This is a genomic window from Trabulsiella odontotermitis, from assembly GCF_001297775.1.
GTDB classification, from domain to species: domain Bacteria; phylum Pseudomonadota; class Gammaproteobacteria; order Enterobacterales; family Enterobacteriaceae; genus Trabulsiella; species Trabulsiella odontotermitis.
Genome location: NZ_LIFX01000011.1, coordinates 171,572 through 189,197 on the forward strand (window position 1 = coordinate 171,572; position 17,626 = coordinate 189,197).

19 protein-coding genes are annotated in these 17,626 nt (G+C 54.5%); 9 read left to right on the forward strand and 10 right to left on the reverse strand.

The genetic code is table 11. The annotated features are described in order from the left end of the window. Nucleotide 1: 1 nt before the first annotated feature. A complete protein-coding gene (locus AOY23_RS15940; RefSeq protein ID WP_054180331.1) occupies nucleotides 2–856 on the reverse strand; it encodes an ABC transporter permease in 855 nt (284 codons plus the stop codon). Nucleotides 857–918: 62 nt separating this feature from the next. After that, entirely contained in the window at nucleotides 919–1,950 is a 1,032-nt protein-coding gene (locus AOY23_RS15945; RefSeq protein WP_054180332.1) for an ABC transporter substrate-binding protein, read from the reverse strand. 290 nt (nucleotides 1,951–2,240) lie between these two features. Between AOY23_RS15945 and AOY23_RS15950 the strand changes: the two genes are divergently transcribed. After that, entirely contained in the window at nucleotides 2,241–3,203 is a 963-nt protein-coding gene (locus tag AOY23_RS15950) for a LysR family transcriptional regulator (protein WP_054180333.1), read from the forward strand. A 12-nt stretch (nucleotides 3,204–3,215) separates the two neighbouring features. Here the strand turns inward: AOY23_RS15950 and AOY23_RS15955 are convergent, their stop codons facing one another. The 8 genes from AOY23_RS15955 to AOY23_RS15990 all read right to left on the reverse strand — a co-directional run bounded on the left by AOY23_RS15955 (nucleotide 3,216) and on the right by AOY23_RS15990 (nucleotide 9,806). Continuing rightward, entirely contained in the window at nucleotides 3,216–4,145 is a 930-nt protein-coding gene (locus tag AOY23_RS15955; protein ID WP_054180334.1) for a 2-hydroxyacid dehydrogenase, read from the reverse strand. Then, entirely contained in the window at nucleotides 4,142–4,591 is a 450-nt protein-coding gene (locus AOY23_RS15960) for a type II 3-dehydroquinate dehydratase (protein WP_054180335.1), read from the reverse strand. The genes AOY23_RS15955 and AOY23_RS15960 overlap by 4 nt, the downstream gene beginning before the upstream one ends. 12 nt (nucleotides 4,592–4,603) lie before the next feature. Continuing rightward, nucleotides 4,604–5,218, reverse strand: a complete 615-nt coding sequence (locus AOY23_RS15965; protein ID WP_054180336.1) for a glutathione S-transferase — start codon at nucleotides 5,216–5,218, stop codon at nucleotides 4,604–4,606. After that, complete coding sequence (locus AOY23_RS15970; RefSeq protein ID WP_054180337.1) at nucleotides 5,215–6,210, reverse strand: NAD(P)H-quinone oxidoreductase; 996 nt, start codon at nucleotides 6,208–6,210, stop codon at nucleotides 5,215–5,217. Before AOY23_RS15970 ends, AOY23_RS15965 begins: the two co-directional genes overlap by 4 nt. Before the next feature lie 6 nt (nucleotides 6,211–6,216). Then, nucleotides 6,217–7,365: an ABC transporter ATP-binding protein gene (locus AOY23_RS15975; RefSeq protein ID WP_054180338.1), complete on the reverse strand. Its 1,149-nt coding sequence runs from the start codon at nucleotides 7,363–7,365 to the stop codon at nucleotides 6,217–6,219. A 154-nt stretch (nucleotides 7,366–7,519) separates the two neighbouring features. After that, complete coding sequence (argE, locus tag AOY23_RS15980) at nucleotides 7,520–8,677, reverse strand: acetylornithine deacetylase (protein WP_054180339.1); 1,158 nt, start codon at nucleotides 8,675–8,677, stop codon at nucleotides 7,520–7,522. Nucleotides 8,678–8,692: 15 nt separating this feature from the next. Further along, nucleotides 8,693–9,367 (reverse strand): DUF1028 domain-containing protein, encoded by a 675-nt coding sequence (locus tag AOY23_RS15985; protein WP_054180340.1) that lies wholly within the window; start codon nucleotides 9,365–9,367, stop codon nucleotides 8,693–8,695. Between the two features lie 16 nt (nucleotides 9,368–9,383). Then, nucleotides 9,384–9,806: a RidA family protein gene (locus tag AOY23_RS15990; RefSeq protein ID WP_054180341.1), complete on the reverse strand. Its 423-nt coding sequence runs from the start codon at nucleotides 9,804–9,806 to the stop codon at nucleotides 9,384–9,386. A gap of 268 nt (nucleotides 9,807–10,074) precedes the next feature. Here AOY23_RS15990 and AOY23_RS15995 point away from each other — a divergent pair, with 268 nt between their 5' ends. From AOY23_RS15995 to AOY23_RS16030, 8 genes are all read left to right on the forward strand, one after another. Beyond that, nucleotides 10,075–10,422, forward strand: a complete 348-nt coding sequence (locus AOY23_RS15995; protein WP_054180342.1) for a PTS sugar transporter subunit IIA — start codon at nucleotides 10,075–10,077, stop codon at nucleotides 10,420–10,422. Between the two features lie 62 nt (nucleotides 10,423–10,484). Then, entirely contained in the window at nucleotides 10,485–10,742 is a 258-nt protein-coding gene (locus tag AOY23_RS16000; protein ID WP_054180343.1) for an HPr family phosphocarrier protein, read from the forward strand. 18 nt (nucleotides 10,743–10,760) lie between these two features. Next, entirely contained in the window at nucleotides 10,761–11,516 is a 756-nt protein-coding gene (locus AOY23_RS16005; RefSeq protein WP_054180344.1) for a phosphoenolpyruvate-utilizing N-terminal domain-containing protein, read from the forward strand. Nucleotides 11,517–11,679: 163 nt separating this feature from the next. After that, on the forward strand, nucleotides 11,680–11,997 hold the full coding sequence (locus AOY23_RS16010) for a PTS sugar transporter subunit IIB (protein ID WP_054180345.1): 318 nt from the start codon (nucleotides 11,680–11,682) through the stop codon (nucleotides 11,995–11,997). A gap of 15 nt (nucleotides 11,998–12,012) precedes the next feature. Continuing rightward, entirely contained in the window at nucleotides 12,013–13,233 is a 1,221-nt protein-coding gene (locus AOY23_RS16015; protein ID WP_054180346.1) for a PTS sugar transporter subunit IIC, read from the forward strand. Between the two features lie 54 nt (nucleotides 13,234–13,287). Then, nucleotides 13,288–14,730, forward strand: a complete 1,443-nt coding sequence (locus tag AOY23_RS16020) for a glycoside hydrolase family 1 protein (protein WP_054180347.1) — start codon at nucleotides 13,288–13,290, stop codon at nucleotides 14,728–14,730. A 2-nt stretch (nucleotides 14,731–14,732) separates the two neighbouring features. Beyond that, the gene (locus tag AOY23_RS16025) at nucleotides 14,733–15,659 is read left to right on the forward strand and encodes a DMT family transporter (RefSeq protein WP_054180348.1); all 927 of its coding nucleotides are present in this window, start codon (nucleotides 14,733–14,735) and stop codon (nucleotides 15,657–15,659) included. A gap of 2 nt (nucleotides 15,660–15,661) precedes the next feature. Beyond that, nucleotides 15,662–17,593: a BglG family transcription antiterminator gene (locus tag AOY23_RS16030; RefSeq protein WP_054180349.1), complete on the forward strand. Its 1,932-nt coding sequence runs from the start codon at nucleotides 15,662–15,664 to the stop codon at nucleotides 17,591–17,593. Nucleotides 17,594–17,626: the final 33 nt, after the last annotated feature.

Sequence of the window (17,626 nt, forward strand, 5' to 3'; positions counted from 1 at the left end):
ATCAGTGATCTCCCATGGCGTGCAGGAATCGTGTCATGCGCTTCAGCGCCATCAGCACCAGGATGGTCAGGACTAAACCGGCAATGCTCAGCGCCGCGGCGAACGGAAAGTTCATCGACGAAAAACCCAGTTGATAAACCATGGTTGCCACAGTGCTGACGCGCCCGCCGCCAATGAGCTGCGGGGTGGCGAAGGCGCTAAACGTCCAGGCAAACGCGGTGGTCAGACTGGCGATAATGCCGGGGAGAGACAGCGGGATCGTCACAGTCAGTAAGGTGCGGATCGGCCCTGCACCAAGGCTGGTGGCGGCTTTCTCGTAATCCGGATTGATGTGTGACAACGCGGTCGCCAGCATCAGCACCATAATTGGCATAGTGACGTGGACCAGCGCCAGAACCACTCCCGTTTGCGTAAACATAAACTGAATGGGGGTAGAGATAATGCCCAACGCCAGCAGCAGACTGTTCAGGAAACCGCTGTTACCCAGCACGATAATCCAGGAATAGGTACGCACGACTTCGCCGAGGAACAGCGGCGTAATGGCAATAATCAAAATCGTGGATTTGATCCACGTCGTGCGGGTGCGCACCAGGGCATACGCCAGCGGATAACTCATCAGCAGGCCAAAAATAGCCGTTTTGGCGCTCAGCATGACGGTGTTAATAAAAGCACCGGCATAGATGCTTTTGAGCAGCCCGCTGAAGTTCGCCAGCGTAAATCCGCCCACGTCGAGCGAACCGGGAATATACGCGCGCACGCTGAACTGCATCACCGCGAACATGGCGAAAAACAGCCCTGTTGCGGTCAGCGTGGCGGGAATAATGAACCAGGGTAAAAATGTCGGTTTTCTCGTCATACGTGCTGCCTGAGTAATGTGTTGCCGGTAGAACCAGGGCGACCCGCAGGCCGCCCGCTAAATCAATGAGACATGATGTTTTCAGAGAACCACTGACGCCACTCGGCGGTCTTTTCAGCACGCAGTTGCGGGTCGGTATTGATGGTGGCATTCCACTGCTCAGGCGTGGTCAGCATGCCCGGCAGTTTTGCCAGTTCGGGATCGATATGCGCATTAGTGACCGTTGGACTGCCGTGATAAATCTTCGCCACCTGCTCCTGAATGTCGGGCTTCAGGGCGATATTGATAAACTTATACGCGAGATCCGCACGTCTGGTGCCTTTGTTGATACCCACGGTGTCGACGCCCAGAATCGCGCCTTCTTTCGGTATCGCCAGTTTGATGTTCACCCCTTCAGCAAGCATGTTGTAGGCGTTCATCGACAGCATCACCTGTACCGGCGTTTCCCCCGTGGAGATCAGTTGCTGGCTGTTGGCGTCATCGGTATAGAAAGATTTGATATTCGGGATCAGCGCTTTCATCTTCGCCTGGCCCTGCTGCCAGTGCGCGGCATCGGTGCCGGAGAGTCTGGCGGAAACCGCGATGATATGGCTCGGATCCCAGTCAGGCAACGCCAGCGTGCCTTTCAGTGCCGGGTTCCACAGATCATTCCAGCTCTCAAAAGTGACGCCCTTTGGCACCAGATCCGGACGATAGCCGATGGTGTAAACGTAGCCCCATACGCCGAGGTGCCAGGGGCTGACTTTCGCCTGTTGCACCAGATTTGCGGCGTTGGGGATTTTGCTCATATCGAGTTTTTCAAACAGGCCCGAGTTGGCATACAGAAAACCCACATGCGAGGTGGTAAACGTCACGTCCGTTTCCGGTGTGCCGCCAGCCAGTTTGGCTTTGTTGAGACGGTCAATGGTGCCACCAGTAACAAACTGCACTTCTACGCCAGTTTCTTTGGTGAACTCTTTGGCAATGGTCTCATCGATCAGATCTTTAAAGCCGCCGCCCCAGGTACTGACAATCAGCTTGTCAGCGGCCATGACATTTCCTGCGCTTAACACAGTCGTGGTCAACAACGCTAAAGCACAAATCTTATGCGACATAATTCTTATCCCCATATTTGCATTGGCTGTTGTAGTAATCGAAACCCGGCGCGCCAGAAAGGTGCAAACGGTGTTCCCAGGTGTGAAACCGATAATGGCGTGATGAGTGGATTCCGTAAAACAGGCTTTTCCTCGTCTTTGCATCAGGATTTCTGACGCAGGATAGTCGCGGTCATCAGACCAGGCGATTATGCTGCCATTTGAAAACTGGCATGATAAATGCAGAAGAATCTGCACTATTAGAATGACTGGCGCGACATGATCGCGTCGGCGATCTCAGGAGAACCTGCATGTTAAGTCGCATAACCCAGCGTCAGCTGGAATACTTTGTCGCGTCCGGAGAAGCCGGAAGCATCATTGGCGCATCAGAGCGTATCCATGTTTCATCACCGTCGATCTCTGCTGCCATCACCCATATCGAATCTGAACTTGGCGTGCAGCTCTTTGTGCGTCATCACGCGCAGGGCGTGTCTCTGACCGCTATCGGCCATCAGGTTCTGAAAGAGGCGAAGCTCATTCTGGAACAGATGCTGAACCTTTATACGATTGCGTCGGAATCGATGAACAATGTGCGCGGCCCGCTGCGTGTGGGCTGTCTGGATACGCTGGCCCCCATGCTGACGCCGGAACTGGTGTTCGGCTTTGGCCGCGCGTTTCCGGGCGTGCGCATTACGCTGGTGGAAGGCAACCATGAACAGTTGCTGAAACAGTTGCGTTCCGCCGATATCGACATCGCCCTGACGTACGATTTAGTCCCGGCCAGCGACATCGCATTTACCTCGCTGGCGCAACTGCCGCCGTATGTGATGGTGGGTGAGCATCATCCGCTTGCCACGCAATCCGCAGTGACGATTCAGGAGCTGGCGGAGATGCCGATGGTCTTATTGGATATGCCGTGGAGCCGTGAATATTTCCTTGGGCTGTTCAGCGAAGCGGGCGTCACGCCGAATGTGGTCATGCGCTCCGGCAATATGGAAGTGGTACGCGCGATGGTGGCGAACGGGGTGGGGTTTGGTATTGCCAACGTGCGGCCAAAAGCGCATTTGTCTCAGGATGGTAAACGCCTGATTCGCGTGCGGCTGGCGGGGGTGAACAGGCCGATGCTACTTGGTCATGCGACCGTCGCCCATACGCAGCACTCCATGGTGGTTAACGCCTTCGCCGAGCGCTGCCGCGTGTTTATCTCCGACCAGTATATTCCTGGCATGGCGGCGCCGAGCTATTTTGATCCGCAGGTGGTGCGGGTGGCGTGACGCATGCCTGAGCTAATAGCCGCGCGCCGGGAACACCTGATTCGTCACCGGTTCCCCGCGTGCGGCGCGGCGAATATTTTCCGCGACCTGCCGGGCGGCGCTGGCAGGAATGGCGACGGAAGCCAGATGCGGCGTGATCAACACGTTTTTCATACGCCACAGCGGATCGTCCGGCGGCAGTGGTTCGCGGTCAAACACATCCAGCGTGGCTTCGGCAATCTGCCCTGAACGCAACGCTTCCGTCAGTGCTGCCTGATCAACAATCGCCCCGCGCGACACATTAATAAACGCCGCGCCGTGCGGGAGTTGCGCCAGCCGTTCTGCACTGAGCAAGCCTGTCGTGTCTGGCGTGAGCGGCAGCATCGTCACCAGAATGTCGCTCTGGCTGAGAAAACTATCCAGCGATTCGGGTCCGCTGTAACAGCGAATACCTGTAATCGCTTTTTGCGAGCGTGACCAGCCGCGGACGTCGAAACCCTGACGCGCCAGTTCCAGCGCGGCATACGCGCCTAATTCTCCCAGCCCCAGTACACCGACCCGGATGCCGGAGGGCTCGCGTGGATGCAGGTAATGCCAGCGCTGTTCACGCTGCGCACGCTCGAATGCCGGAATATCGCGCGCGTAACGCAGCACGGCAAACAGCACATAACCGGCCATCATCCGCGCCATATCAGGGTCGGACAGCCGAATGATCGGGATATCCGGCAGGTCGTCGCGCCCGACCAGCGAATCGACACCCGCGCCGAGATTCACCAGCAGTCTGAGATTGCGGTAGGGCGTGAAGAAACCCTGTGGCGGTTTCCATGCCAGCGCATAGTGCACGTCGTCCGCGTTTTGCACCGTTTCGGCGCGACAGATCGTCACACCGGGCAAATACGGTGCAAGTAAAGCCGACCATTCTTCGAAGCTGTCGAATTCGCTGTAAAACACTAATGTACTCATGCGGCACGCGTTCCCAGCAGACTGACCACGGCATCAATCGCCAGCTCATAGCCTGTCACGCCCAGTCCGGCAATCACACCGGTGGCGGCTTTCGACACCATGGAGTGATGGCGGAACGGCTCACGTTTCCATATGTTGCTCATATGCGCTTCAATAATCGGGCCATCAAACATCAATAACGCATCCAGGATCGGCACTGAACTGTAGGTCAGACCCGCGGCGTTGATGATCAGCCCCGCGGCATGCTGCCGCGCTTCCTGGATCCAGTCGACCAGCACGCCTTCGTGGTTGCTCTGGCGGAAATGCAAAATAATACCGTGCGAGTCGGCGCGACGCTGGCAGCGCTCGCTGATGCTGACAAAACTGTCGCTGCCGTAGGTGCCGTTTTTATCCAGCCCGTACAAATTCGCGTTCGGCCCGTTGAGAAAATAGATCTGCTGTGACATGCGCACTCCTGATTAAACATGTGGACGCGTGGCCGCCATGGCCGGATGCGCATCAAAAACGGCGAACCACGCGGCGGTATGCGGGTGACTGGCACGCCAGTTCAGTCCGGCAAAGCGGAAATCGAGATAACCGAGCGCACAACCGATGGCAATGAGGCCGATATCGTCGGGTTGTTCACTAAAACCGCTGACCTGAATTTCAATGTCCGCCAGCGCGGCAGCGACTTTTTTCAGTTGCGCATCAGCCCAGTCCTGCCACTGCTTTTCGGGCGGGCGAGCGCTGAACTCGTAGCGCGCCAGCAGGGCGGCATCAATGATCCCATCCCCCAGCGCCTGCCGTGCCAGACTTCGCCAGCGTGCATCGCCTTTTTCGGGGAATAAATCGCCCTCTGCGAGCGCGTTGAGATACTCGCAGATAACCCGGCTGTCGTAGAGACACATCCCGCTTGCGGTGCGCAGCGCGGGCACTTTGGCCAGCGGATTAAACGTCGCGATACGTTCGTCGCGCTCAATGGGATGCGCGGCAGAATCCAGTGGTTCCAGCTCATCAGCAAGCCCCAGCAGGATCGCGCACACCATCACTTTGCGTACGTAAGCCGAGGTGCTGGCATAAAAGAGTTGCATCATGGCGCCACCTGCAGCAGCACTTTGCCGATGTTGGCGTTGGCTTCCAGAATGCGATGCGCATCGGCGGCTTGCGCTAACGGTAATGTCTGATGAAGAATTGGGGCGATTTTACCGGCGGCGATCAGCGGCAGCAGATGTTTGCTGATGCACTGCGCCAGTCGCATTTTCTCCATTGCGCTTTTCGGGCGCAGCGTGGATGACGTCAGGCTCAGGCCTTTGCGCATCACCAGTTGCAGGTCGAGTTCAATCTTCGCGCCCTGCATAAATGAAAGGCTGACGTGACGACCGCCCTGCGCTAGCACGCTCAGGTTGCGCGCCACATAATCGCCCCCGACGTTATCCAGCACCACATCCACACCACGTCCCCGGGTTTCATCGAGAATGACCGCGACAAAATCTTCGTTGTGACGGTCGATGGCATGCCAGACACCGAGTTTTTGCAGCGCGGCAATCTTTTCAGCACCGCCTGCCGTCGCTATCACACGTGCCCCACAGCCCTGTGCGCACTGAATGGCAAAGGTCCCCACGCCGCTGGCCGCACCGTGGATCAGCACGGTGTCGCCCGGTTGCAAACGGCCCAGTTCAAACAGGTTATGCCACACAGTAAATGCCGCTTCCGGCACGCCCGCCGCCTGCGCCAGCGGCAGGTTTTCCGGTACGCATAAACAGAGTTCGGCACGTGCAACGCAGTAGTCGGCATAACCGCCGCCGTTGAGCAGTGCCATGACTGGCGTGCCAGGCGCGGGAAATTCAACACCGGCGCCCACGGCAACCACGGTACCGGAGACTTCCAGCCCCAGCACATCGGTGACCCCTGGCGGCACCGGCATGCCGGTGCGTTGCAGGATATCAGGGCGATTTACCCCCGCGCTGGCGACGCGAATCAACACTTCACCCGCGTCAGGCTTCGGTATTTTGCGCTGAACAAGTTCCAGGACGTCAGGGCCGCCCGGCTGGCGCGCAATGACCGCATTCATCATTTCAGGCATCATCAGCGTTTATTCCTCTGTCGCTGCGCTGAACGCGCACACGCCTTCGTCATCAACGGTCACACCGACCAGACTGCCGACGGGCCAGCGCGTCAGCGAATTCAGCCCGGACTGGCGCGCAAACAGCGTGGCGCTGCCCAGTGCGGGCGCATCAAGGTGCACATCGACATGATCGCCCTGAAACACATGCGCGATCACCGTCGCGCTGAACAGCGAATGCGGATCAAGCGGCGCCAGTTGAATGTTCTCCGGACGGACGTAGACATTAAGACGTTCGCCAATCGTGGCCTGTACACGCTCCGCTGGCAGACGCAGCACGTTGCCGCCCAGCGCCAGTATCGCCTCGCCGTCGCGACCCGCGTAGCGCCCCGGCAGAATGTTCACATCCCCCACAAAGCCCGCGACGAACGGATCCGTCGGACGACGATAAATCTCATCCGGCGTGCCAATCTGGCGCACATGCCCCGCCGACATCACCACCACACGGTCGCTCATACTCAGTGCTTCACCCTGATCATGAGTAACAAACACAGTGGTGACGCCAAGCTTGCGTTGAATCGCTTTCAGCTCAACCTGCATGGAGAGGCGCAGGTTTTTATCCAGCGCGGAGAAGGGTTCATCGAGCAACAATACTTTGGGGCGGATCACGAGGGCGCGGGCCAGCGCCACACGCTGCTGCTGACCACCAGAAAGTTCACGGGGTTTGCGATGCCCGTAACCGGCAAGTTTCACCAGTTCCAGCGCCTGCGCAACGCGTTCGGTGATCTCCGCTTTTGGCACTCCGCGCATCCGCAGACCGTAACCCACGTTTTTCTCGACCGTCATATGCGGGAACAGGGCATAGTTCTGAAACACAATGCCGATTTCACGCTGGTATGGCGGAATGTCCGTCACCAGATCACCATCGATAAAAATCTCTCCGCCATCCGCTTCGGCGAAACCCGCCATCAGATTCAGCAGGGTGGTCTTACCGCAACCTGACGGGCCGAGCAGGGTAATAAATTCCCCTTCCTCAATCATCAGGGAAATTTTGTGTAATGCGGTGGCGTCGCCAAAGCGTTTCAGTACGCCATCCAGCCGGACGGCAACGTTAGGTTTGTTCACGACAGGATGCAGCATGTTGGGCTGCTGGAACGGGGTGACTTCTGCACTTACCATGGAATCTCCAGAAACGGGCTATCAAATGCGTGCCTCCAGCATACTGCCTGAGCGCGCATTACGCGGTTAGTGCTTCCTGAAGCTGGTGTTTGGAAAAGTTAAAGCAGAGAGGAAAGGGCGGCCCGGGGCTTACCCCGGGTTCCCTGAGGCAATGTCATGCTGGCTGGCACATCCACGCCGCCAGACGGCGCAGCAGGGCATCGCAGGCGTTCAGTTGTTCGACAGCGATGAACTCATCGGGTTTATGACCCTGCGCGATACTGCCCGGCCCGCATACCACGCAGGGAATACCTGCCTGACTGAACAGTCCACCTTCGGTGCCGAATGCGACGGTACTGAACGCTTCAGACCCGGTGAGAAGCGCAATCAACCGCGCGGCGGCGCTTTGCTCCGCGGTGTACAACGCGGGATAACTGCTGAGGGGATAAAAGCGGATCGCTGTGTCGCGATTCACGGCGTGCATTTGCGGCAGCAACTCGTGTTGCGCGTAACGTTCCAGATCCCGGAGCACCTCCTGTGCGTCATCCTGCGGCAGGGTGCGTACTTCGAAGTCAAACAAACAGTCGTCAGGCACGATGTTCAGCGCCTGACCGCCCCGGATCACGCCGGTTTGCACGGTGGTAAAGGGCGGATCAAAACGTGCATCCTGATACTGCGGCGCAGCCAGTCGTTGGCCTGTCATCATGAGATGATGAATAAGTTTCGCGGCATATTCGATGGCATTGACACCCTGCGGCGCATAAGCCGAATGGCAGGCCGCGCCCTGGACTTCACAACGAACACCGAGCTTGCCTTTGTGGCCGAGCACTGGCTGCAATTCGGTGGGTTCGCCAATGATGCAGATAGCGGGTTTTTCCGGGCGAGCGGACAACACGTCCAGCAAGGTGCGCACACCGAGGCAGCCCACTTCTTCATCATAAGAAATCGCCAGATGCAGCGGTTGCGCCAGCGGCTGGGCAAGAAAATGCGGCACCGCCGCCAGCACGCAGGCGATAAAACCTTTCATGTCTGCCGTACCACGACCGTAGAGTTTGCCCTCCCGCTCCGTCAGCGCAAAAGGAGGGACGCTCCAGTTCTGCCCGTCAACCGGCACCACATCGCTGTGACCTGAAAGCATCACACCGCCGTTCCCTGCGGGGCCAAGCCGCGCATAAAGATTGGCTTTGCTGCGTTCAGCGTTATGGACCAGTTCGCAGCTGACGCCAAGCTCGGTTAAGTAGCGCCTGACAAAATCGATCAGCGCCAGGTTAGATTCGCGGCTGGTGGTGTCAAAGGCCACCAGTTGTTCCAGCAGTTTGCGGCTGGTCATCATTGGCTCTCCTTGCGGTTACTCGTCACCCGGCACACCGTAGCCCGGCGCACTGCGGGGATCGAGTGCCCGGGTTAAGTAGTCCTGCATCTGCGGTTTATAGGCCTGCCAGAGTTTGCTGAGTTCATCAATGGGATCGGCGTCAGTCCAGTCGACACGCAAATCCACAATCGGCCAGACGGGAGAATCCACAATCGACAGCGCGGCCGAATGCACCGGGCCCGCTTCACCGCCCGCCCTCAGGCCCGCCTGCATCGCGGCAATCAGCCTGTCGGCAAGATGCCCTGAGTGGTGTTCGAAGGCGTGAACCATCGCGGTAATCACATCCTGATTCGCCAGCAGATTACCCGCCGCCACGCAGTTTTCCCCTGACAGTGCATGGTTGATACCGAGCGTCTTTTCACCGCTGTAGAACGCGCTTTTCCCCTCGGGCGTGAGTACGGTGACCTGCCGGTACATGTGATAGTCATCAGTATTCAGCCCATTCTTCAGCCCGGTTTCGGCGGAGTCGCCCTGTTGCAACCGATCAAGAATGCGCGGCCCCAGCGCCGGTAAGGTGATGTTCTGGGTCGATACCGCGCCGACGTTGCTACGCAGCCAGGGGCAGCGCGCGCCCACCGCGATACTGGAAGAACTGATAGCAATACCCATCTGGCCGGTCTGCGCGCAGCGCCCGACAATCGATAACGTCATGATTTTATTCTCCTGCTTACGATTGCCAGTCGTCCGGGATCACAGCGATAACATCAATTTCCATCAGCCATTCCGGCTGACCAAGCCCGGAAATCACCAGCCCGGTCGAGATCGGATACACGCCTTTCAGCCATTTGCCAACGACCTGATAAACCGGCTCACGATAGCGGGGGTCAATGATATAGGTGGTCGTTTTAACGATGTGTGACAGATCGCTGCCTGCCTCTTCGAGCAGTTGCTTAACGTTCTTCATCGCCTGTTCTGCCTGTGCCGCCGGATCGCCCAGCCCTATCAGATTGCCGTCGAAGTCAGTCCCTATCTGACCGCGAACGTAAACGGTGTTACCTGCACGAACGGCCTGGCAAAGATCGTTGTCCAGCGACTGATTCGGGTAGGTGTCTTTCGTATTGAATTTGCGAATGCGGGTATGTGTGCTCATGTTTGCCTGCCTGTTAAAGGAACTTCCTGTAGGTATACCTTTTCCATGAATAGCACGTAAAACAACATAATCCGAGGCTTTAGTTTAGAAAAAGCGAACCCCCCGGCATAACGCTGACGGTTTCCCCCCGGGGGGGAAATTATTTATTTGTTCCGATCTCTCCCCTGTGCTCAAGTATATATATGACAGAAACAGACTCTTTTTCTCCGTCGACAGTAAAAACCGTGCCGGACGGAATGGAAAAATTAACTGCATAGCGAGATACCCAATGGATAAAAGTGAACAGATTAATAGCGTGGCAATGAATATTATTATGGAAGCCGGGGATGCCCGGGCATTAATCACGGATGCGTTATTAGCCATAGAACAAAACCATTTCACCGAAGCAGACGAGAAGATTAGTCAGGCACAGAAGAAAATCACCATTGCCCACAGTAATCAGACGGATATTGTCCAGAGCGAGATCCACGGTGATGTTTTTCCTCCCTCATTATTATTTAACCATGCGCAGGATACGTTAATGACGATTAACAGCGAGCTGCTTATGAGCCGCCATCTGTTAAAAATCTTCCATATGCTGGATAAGCGTTTAAGTCATCTCGAACAGCAAAATTGACAGTGGTACGGCGCTAAAAATCCTTATCAATAAAATGTGTAATTCAGCGACAGGATCTTTCAATGGAACAATTTCAATACACTATCGGTGACGCCCTCGGTATTCACGCCCGCCCGGCAGGGTTGCTGGTTCGTTTAGCCATGAACTATCACTCTGAGCTGCAAATTGCCCGCAACGATAAGCAGGCCAGCCTGAAAAAGATCTTCACCGTCATGGGGCTGAACGTGAAATGTGGCGATACGGTGACCATTTGCGCCAGCGGGGATGATGAGCAACAGGCCATCGCTGCGCTGCACGACTTTTTCTGCCAGCACCTCTGACATTCGCGAGGAAAAATCATGCAGATAGTCGCAGGCAATAGTGTCTCCCCGGGTATCGCCCTCGGGCATATCGGGATCTGGCATCCGGCCATACGGAATATTAACCCGCAACGTACCGTTGATTCCGCACAGGCGTTGCAACAGTTTGAACTGGCGTGTGACACCGCGTTATCGCAGTTACAGGCACTGGAAGATAAAGTGCGTGCAGAGACGGGAGAAGAAACTGCCCAACTGTTCTCAGCCCACCAGTTAATGTTGCAGGATGATGATTTTCAACAGGAAATTCGTGATGTCATCATCCACGAGAACGCCAGTGCGGCCTGGGCCGTCGAGCAGGTTGGTGAACTGTTTGCCGCGCAGATGGCGGCGATGGAAGATACCTATTTCCAGGCCCGGGCAGTAGATATTCGCGATGTGGCCGGAAGGCTCATCACGCTTCTCTGCGGGCCTCAACGTGCGGCGCAACCGTTATACGGGCGCAATACCATTCTGTTGGCCGAAGAGATAACACCCAGCGAAACGGTGCAACTCGACAGGCAGCACATCGTCGCTATCGTGACCCGACAGGGCTCTGACATATCCCATAGTGCGATTCTGGCGAGGGCGATGGGGATCCCGGCGATTATGGGTCTGAATGCCCCCGGCTTGCCCGACGAATGGGAAGGTCTGGAAGCGCTGGTTGATGGCACAACCGGGTATCTTTATCTGACGCCTGATAGCGAAACGCGCCAGCGTTATCACGCTAAGTCATTTCAGCAATGCCAGGAAAAATAAATCGTTATTTTTGCTGTGATGAAGATCACTTATTTTTTTCGATTCATCTTATCAGTAAAGATTTTCACTTCGGTGGTGAAACGGTGTATTTGCGATTCAATGCCAGGGACAGCAATATTAAATCACTCTACAACCATACATTAATATAAAGGTCCACATGTAAATGAAAAAGCTAAATATCTTGTTGATCTGCGGTTCCGGGGCATCCAGTGGATTTCTTGCGGCCAACATACGTAAAGAAGCGGCGCAACGTGGGCTGGATTGTAACATCGTCGCCCGCAGCGAGGCCGAAGTTGAGAGCTACCTCCAGGAAATAGATTGTCTGATGGTCGGGCCCCACCTGAAATATTTGATTCCGGAACTGGAAGAAAAAGTGGAGGCGATGAACATCAAAGTTATCCTGATGGAAAAATCCTACTACTCGCTCCTCGATGGAGCCCAGGCGCTGGATCATCTTCTGGCCGAATTAAATAAGAATTAAGCGGAGCTGGCCATCATGCAGAAATTTATTGACTGGATGGAGGTGCATTTCGCACCGCCAATGAACAGAATCAACCGCAACGTCTGGGTACTGACGCTGAAAGATTCGATTATGCAGGTGCTGCCGATGATCCTGGTGGGTTCACTGGTCACCGTATTATCGATCCTGAAAAACTTCCTTCCCTGGTTTCCTAATCTGTCGACACTCTCCAGCTATACCATGGGGCTGATTTCGATATTTATCGCTTTTTTGATTCCATTTAATTATATGGAAAAAAAGAAAATCAATAAAATGCGTCTGATTGCAGGGATGTCTGGCATCGCTTTATTCATGATTATCGTGAAATTACAGGAAGTGCCGGTTCTGCAATTTAAGTATTTTGGCGCGGGCGGGATGTTTGTCGCCATTATCGCCGGGATCTATGTTGCTTTTATTATGGGTATCGCCGGTAAATATTCCTTTTTTAAACAGGACAGTGCTATTCCGGATTTTGTCCGGGTCTGGTTTGACGCCATCATCCCTATCCTGGTGGTGACCGCTACCGGCTGGCTTGCCGTATATATCTTCAGGCTGGATCTCTACCAGATCCTGATTAACATTTTCATGCCGATCACCAGTTTCGCCCAGACGTTACCCGGCTTCCTGCTCATCACCTTCCTTGGTGTATTTCTCTACTCAATGGGGATCAGCGGATGGGTCCTTTTCCCTATCACCAAGCCGATTTTCCTCGCGGGTATTACGGCTAATATGGCGGCCGTTGCTGCGGGTGGCGTGGCAAAAAATATCGTCACCGCAGAAGTGCTTTATTCCGGGTGGGTGGCGATTGGCGGTATTGGCGCAACGCTGCCGCTGGTCATTATGCTGGTGAGATCTAAATCCCGCAGACTGAAAGCCCTGGGATCGGCATCGCTGGTACCCGGCATTTTTAATATTAATGAGCCGGTTATTTTTGGCGCAGTAGCCTGGAACCCCATCTTAATGGTACCGCTGTGGTTGCAGGGCATTATTTTGCCGCTAATCACCTATGTGGTGTTGAGTATGGGCGTGGTCAATATTCCTGCCGCCGTATTCGACATGTGGTATTGCCCGTTCCCGATTTCGACCTGGATTGTATCGCAGGATCTGAATGGCCTGATTCTGCTGGCTGTCGTCGCCACCGTGAGCACGCTCATCTGGTATCCATTTTTCAAAATGTATGAAAGGCAGCAGGTTGCTGCAGAATCCGCCGCTGCCTGAGTTTTATCCCCTACACGTGGCCTGCGGGCCACGACATTAAAGGAGTAATCTATTTTGACCAGTAAACGTATTCCTGACGGCTTCTCCGATAAATTTTTATGGGGTGGCGCCGTCGCGGCCAACCAGTGTGAAGGTGCCTGGCAAGAAGATGGCAAAGGCTGGTGCGTCGCGGATATTAATCTTTTTCGTAATGATATCGCGCTGGATAAAAAATATAACGAAGAGATCACCACTCAGGATATTCTGTCAGCCATGCAGGATACGCAGGGCATCTATCCTAAGCGCAATGCCATTGATTTTTACCATACCTATAAAGAAGATTTGAAATTATTAGCCGACACCGGAATGAACGCGTTTCGTACCTCCATTAACTGGTCCCGTATCTACCCGAACGGTGACGAGCAGGAGCCGAATGAAGCCGGGCTGCGCTTTTATGACAATCTTATCGACGAAATTATCGCGAATGGGATGGAGCCGGTGATCACGCTTTCCCATTATGAGATGCCGCTGCATCTGACCACGGCGTATAGCGGCTGGTATTCGCGTGAGCTGGTCGATTTTTTTGTTCGCTACTGCGAGACGGTATTCACTCGCTATCAGCACAAGGTGAAGTACTGGATTATCGTCAATCAAATCAACCTGATTATTCATGAATCTTTTAACCACTTGGGTATCGCGGAAGATAAAGTCACCAACCTGGCCGAGGCGAAATATCAGGGTGTGCATAATGAGATGGTCGCCTGCGCGAAAGCGACGGCGATTGCGCGGCGCATTAATCCGCAATTCCGTATTGGCATGATGTTCGCTGATGGCATTAGCTATCCTGCCACCTGTAAACCTGAAGATGTGCTGGCAACCGTACGCCGCAACCAGATGGAATATTTTTATGGCGACGTTCTGCTGCGCGGGCGTTACCCGGGCTATGCGTTTCGCTATTTCGCCGAGCATGATATTCAGTTGCAGTTTTACCCGGGTGACGAGGAAGCGTTACTTAATACCGCTGATTTCATGGCCATTTCCTACTATTACACCCGGATCAGCGATGCTGAAAGCGTGTTAAAACACAAAACCTCTTACGCCAATCCACATATCAAGGCGAGCGACTGGGGGTGGGGGATTGATCCTGTCGGTTTGCGCACCAAGCTTAATCTGTACTGGGATCGCTATCAGGTTCCGATCATGATCGCTGAAAACGGTATTGGCGCGTTCGACAAAAAAGAAGAGAACGGAGAGGTTCACGACGATTACCGCATCGACTATATGCGTTCGCATCTGGCCCAGGTGAAAGAAGCGGTTCGCGATGGTGTTGACGTCATCGGCTATTTCCCGTGGGGCCCTATCGATATTGTCAGTTGCTCGTCGTCTGAAATGAGCAAACGTTATGGTTTCATCTACGTGGATCTCGACGACTATGGACAGGGAAGCGGCGCGCGTAGCCGTAAGAAAAGCTATGGCTGGTATCAGCGGGTCATCGCCACTCATGGGGAAGACCTCTGATCGTGGCTGACAAATCTGCCCTGCTGGCGATGGCCAGCGGGATTTGCTGGGGGACGTCAGGGCTGGTGATGCGCTATCTCAGCGCATACGGCTTCGATGCCGTTGAGATCGGCGCTTTACGCCTGCTGGTTGCGGCAGGCGTAATGAGCGCGATCGCGCTGCGTCGCCCGGCGGGTATGCGCATCAGCCTGCGGCAGTTACCCTGGCTGGCGGCGATGGGGGCAGGTTGTCTGTTCCTTTTCTCGCTGTGCTACGTGTTGTCAGTGCAGGAGGTCTCCCTGTCGCTGACCGCCGTGCTTATTTATACCTCTCCGGCGATCGTCATGTTGCTGTCGGTGGTGATCTTCAATGAACCGCTAACGCGACATAAGCTCCTCGCGCTGGCACTGACGTTTTGCGGCTGCAGTCTGGCCGCGGGATTGTTTCCCGCCACGCTGCACTACTCCTGGCGAGGGATTGGTTTTGCCCTGCTTGCCGCATTACTGTATGCGTTGTATGCCGTACTGGCAAAAATACAGACGCAACGCGGCGATGCCTTAACGGTCACCGCCTGGAGTCTGGTGTTTGGCGCCGCCGCCGCGGTTATGGCGGTGAATATTCCTCATGGCCTGGGCATATTACGTGCCGGGCCCGGCGCGCTGTTGTGGGTGGCGGTGATAGGTATCCTGAATACGGCTGTGCCTTATCTGCTGTATACGCGGGCGGTCAGCCTGGGTGAGGCAAGCAAAGCGGCAATGATGGCCTCTGTCGAGCCGGTAGTGGCGACGCTGCTGGGAATGGCTGTTTTTCATGAGACACCAGGAGTGTGGGCCTGTCTGGGTATCCTGCTGGTTATCAGTGGGTTACTGGTGATGAACCGCCCGGGCGTGGGGCAAAAACGCGTATCGTCGGTGGCGGGTTGCATCAGGGCAGACCAGAGGAAGGAGTAATAATGCAAAGCAAGCATATGAAACTGTTGCGACTGTTTCTCGACAGCACCGAGGCATTGACTGCTCAGGTGCTGGCGATGAATATGGCCGTCAGCGATCGCAGCGTGAAAAACTACATTGCCGAGATCAACGTCAGCGAGCCAGGGCTTATTCAGTCTTCGCATCGTGGTTACGTGGTGGACAAAGCGCGCGCCATGTCAGTGCTCTCCAGCCAGGTTCATAAAATGCCGCAGACGCCGGAAGAGCGGGTCAATTACCTGTTAACTCAGTTACTCAATAGTCGCCAGCCAGCGAGCCAGCTTCCCGACCTGTATGGTCTCAGTGATATTCTGTGCGTCAGCTATGAAACCGTTAAGAAAGATTTATTGCTGGTGCGGAAAAAACTAAAGGATTTTAATCTTTACCTCACTGTCACGAACGATTGTCTGGATATCGAAGGGCTGGAACGCGATAAACGCCGCATGTTTTCCAGCCTGCTGTACGCGGAGTTTAGTGCGAATATACTCAGCCTCGCGGAAATAGGGCGGATCTTTCCGCAGTATGATATCGACCACCTTGTTTCCATTCTGGTGGAGTCCTGCAAAGCCTGGCACTATTTTATTAACGAATATGCGTTGTTGAGCCTGGTGCTGGATGTGGTTATCAGTATCGACAGGATCCGCAACGATCATACTTACCATAAAAATGGCGCTGCCCACGACGCTTCCGACGTTCGAAAATATGACGAACATGAAACGACGCTCGCCCGTAAAGTCATTCATGATATTGAGCGACATTTCGATGTGGTCTATAACGAGCTGGAAGCCGAAGCGTTAACCGTGGTGCTTCTGAGCAGCCTGATCCGGGTTGATATGGATGAAATCCATGCCGGTAATATTGAGGAACTGGCCGGTAAAAAATGCATGGAACTGGTCGGGATTTTGCGCAAAGAAATGCAGCGTTATGATTTTATCGATGGCGACAGCAAACAGTTCCTGATTCGCTTTACTATCCATATTAAGAACCTGTTGGTGCGTTTGCAGCACGGGCACGTTACCCGTAATCCGCTGACTGAACATATTAAAACGTCCTGCCCGCTGATTTTTGAATGTGCGGTGGCGATTTCCGAAAAAATTCGCCAGTCCACTGGCTTTACGGTGGATGAACATGAAATCGCCTATATCGCCCTGCATATCGGCAGCATTCTGGGTAACCAGATCGCCGAGCAGAATAAAGTGAGTTGTGTGCTTCTGGTGCCGCACTACCATAACCATACCAACCGGCTGATTTCGCAAATCGACAGCCTGTTTGGTCAGCAACTTATCATCAGGGCCATTGTTACCTCGTACGAGGAATTTACAAACCTGCCGACCCCGGATTTCCTTATTTCCACATTACGGATCCCACAAACCATGATGGAGTGGGTTTATATCAATCCGTTCCTGACCGATCGGGATATCTCTGCATTGCAATATAAAATGGAGCGGGTAAGGCAGAAAAAGAAACGCGCCAGGTTGCTGGAAAACCTGCAGTTGATCTCCAATGAAGATTTGTTCTTCTTTAATCCGCAACTGGCGGATGAAAACGAAGCCATCCCTTTTATGGCGGAAGCATTGCACCGTCACGGCTATGTGGACGCGGCTTTTGTCGGGGATGTTTTCGAGCGTGAACGCAGTTATTCCACCACTTTTGGCAATATCGCTGTCCCGCACTCGATGAAAATGAATGCGAAGAAAACCGGGTTGTGCGTGGTCATCAGTGAAAAAACATTCCCGTGGGGGAATAATATGGTCAATGTGGTGCTGCTGTTTTCCATTAATCAGGCCGAGCGGGCACTGTTTTACGATATTTTCGATAATCTGATCGTCTTATTGCTGGAGCCGCCCAACCTAAAAAAAGCCAGCGAATGCCGTACCTGGCAGGATTTTGTCTCTACCATTATCGAATGCTTTTAGATCTTCGGCGATCATTTAATGGGGGAAGGCACA